Genomic DNA, 2,746 nt, shown 5'->3' with positions numbered 1-2,746 from the left:
GTTTTTAAGCACATTTTACGAAAAAAACTAGGGATTTTTAAAATAGTGGGATAGGTTCATGATTCCCCGTGTTAGAGCGCCAAAAATACCGCAAAATTACCCTTGGCTCAATACTGATAAACCATTGTCTCTTAAACAACTTAAGGGTAGAGTGGTAATTTTAGATTTTTGGACATACTGCTGTATCAATTGTCTGCATATTTTGCCAAACCTGAAATATTTAGAACAAAAATATAAAGATAGTCTTACTATAATCGGCGTTCACTCCGCCAAATTGGACAACGAAAAGGAAACAGAAAATATTCGCCAAGCCATCCTCCGCTACGACATTGAACATCCAGTTGTAGTTGACAATGGGTTTCGGATTTGGGAAGAGTATGCTGTGCGTGCTTGGCCTACGTTAATCATTATTGATCCAGAAGGTTACGTGATTGGCCAGATTTCTGGTGAAGGAAACCGTGATACTTTAGACGAGTTGATTCAAAAGTTAATTCAGCAACACCAAGACAAAGGCACAATTAATTTCCAAGAAATCAGCTTAACTTTAGAAAAACAACGCCAACCATTAATCACACCTTTAGCTTTTCCTGGTAAAGTTCTAGCTACTCAAGCAGGTTTGTTTATCGCTGACTCTGGACATCACCGCCTTGTTGTGAGTAGCTTTGATGGAGAAATTCTGCACTTAATTGGTACTGGAAAATCTGGTTTAACTGATGGTGCTTTTAACGAAGCGCAATTTTTTGCACCGCAGGGAATGGCTTATGATGCCGAAAATCAGATTCTTTACGTTGCTGATACAGAAAATCATGCGCTACGGCGAGTTGATTTCAAGTACCAAGTAGTTGAAACTATTGCGGGAACTGGCGAACAAAGTCGCAATATCTATCCTCATGGAGGTGCTGGGTTAGAAACCGCACTAAATTCCCCTTGGGATTTAGTGAAAGTAGGAAATACCCTATTTATTGCAATGGCTGGGCCGCATCAAATTTGGCAAATGGATTTAGAAACTGGCATCATCAAAACTTATGCTGGTACTGGTGCAGAAGCGTGTATTGATGGTTCACTTACTGAGTCTGCCTTTGCCCAACCTAGCGGTATTACTAATAATGGGCAAGAATTATATATTGCTGACAGTGAAGTTAGTTCAATTCGTGGTATTGGAATTGTCGAACCGTATCAAGTAAGAACTGTTTGTGGTAGTGGCGGTTTATTTGGTTTTGGCGATGTAGATGGACAAGGTGAAGATGTCCGTTTACAACACTGCTTAGGAGTGGAATACGCGCAGAATTTTTTGTGGGTGGCAGATACTTATAACCATAAAATTAAATTAGTAAGTCCCAGTGGGAATTGTCAAACAGTTTTGGGAGATGGTTCTGCTGGTTTACAAAATGGCCAGGGTAAGAACACTCGTTTTTCCGAACCTTCGGGATTGAGTGCTTGGAGTTCACATTTATATATTGCTGATACTAATAACCATGCTATTCGTTGCGTAGATTTGGATAGCTTTGAGGTGACAACACTAGAGTTTATTGGGTTATGTGCCTCAGATGTTTGTGTTCCACCGAATTTATAAAAATATTATCTCACGCAAAGGTGCAAAGAAAAACTCTGTATCTGGAGTGTTTGGGTATGATATTTGAAAGAATAATTTTTTAGAGCGATTATCTTTAGAGCCTTGAATAACAGTATTTTCACTGGATTGATGTTGATAATTGCAGATTAGAATAGTTGATTAGTTTAAAGTATCATACAGATGCTTTCTAATTTACATTGTCAACTAGGATTAATATGAACAATATCTGCCAACTATTAGATTTTGGTGCTGATGTTTTGCTATTTAATCAAGATACATATATCGTTAGCAGATTCAAAGAATTGATATCTGAAAATTTTAGACGAAAATTTAACACACAATTAAAGGAAAATAATAATTCTTCAGTTTCAGTAATTTTAAGAACACTGTCCATAAACGAAATCAATTTTCACGCAGAAGATATAATATGGCAATCTTCTAGCGAAGGTATAAACTGTAAGGTTTTCCGAGTTGGATCTACAGGTTGGCAACCCGGAAAGCTCAGAATAAAAGTATCTACAGAAATTTCTCCCCCATCAAATAAATTTGAACATTACAAACTGAACATTACTGTAGCATTAGAATTTTATCCTAATAATCCTAATGAACCCGAATCTCCTTTAGATGATATTCGTAAAATGATACAAGCAACATGAATACTATCCTCCAGATCACCCACCAAAAATCAATAATTGGAATAAATAAAATAATCAGCAGCGCTCGCACTGATTAACTTGATTCTAAGAGACAATTTATAAAGTAAATATTAAGTAGATTGTGTTACGGATTTAAGGTTTGGGCGTAAAATTTGTAAGAATAATATTACAGAGCGATCGCTTGTATGCAATTAGTCGTTTTTGATATTGATGGTACACTAACAAATACCAACAAAATTGATGAAAATTGTTTTGTACGTGCTTTCGCGCTGGAATTTGGTATTTTTGGTATAAATACAAATTGGACTGAATATGCGTACACCACAGATTCTGGAATTACCCAGCTAATTTTTCAAGAAAAATTAAAACGTCTTCCTTCAAATGAAGAGTTAGTAAGACTTAAAGCACGTTTTGTTAGCCTCCTCCAGGAAGCATTTATTAACAACCAAGATTTATTCAACGAAATTCCTGGTTCTGCAAATGTATTAGCTAAATTACAGCTAGACCCTAATTGGTG

General features: G+C 36.3%; 3 protein-coding genes. All 3 read left to right on the top strand.

Going from position 1 to position 2,746, the window contains the following annotated elements; genetic code table 11:
• Positions 1-58: 58 nt before the first annotated feature.
• Positions 59-1,573 (top strand): thioredoxin-like domain-containing protein, encoded by a 1,515-nt coding sequence (locus IQ229_RS22750; protein WP_194047645.1) that lies wholly within the window; start codon positions 59-61, stop codon positions 1,571-1,573.
• A gap of 215 nt (positions 1,574-1,788) precedes the next feature.
• Positions 1,789-2,229, top strand: coding sequence for a KGK domain-containing protein (locus IQ229_RS22745; RefSeq protein ID WP_194047643.1), 441 nt, complete (start codon positions 1,789-1,791; stop codon positions 2,227-2,229).
• Positions 2,230-2,414: 185 nt separating this feature from the next.
• Positions 2,415-2,746: HAD family hydrolase (locus IQ229_RS22740; RefSeq protein WP_194047641.1), on the top strand; the 332-nt coding region annotated here is incomplete at its 3' end.

Source organism: Nostoc cf. edaphicum LEGE 07299 (genome assembly GCF_015207245.1).
GTDB classification, from domain to species: Bacteria; Cyanobacteriota; Cyanobacteriia; order Cyanobacteriales; family Nostocaceae; genus Nostoc; species Nostoc edaphicum_B.
The sequence above is the reverse complement of the archived record's forward strand: the minus strand, read 5'-3'. Positions and strand labels throughout refer to the sequence as shown.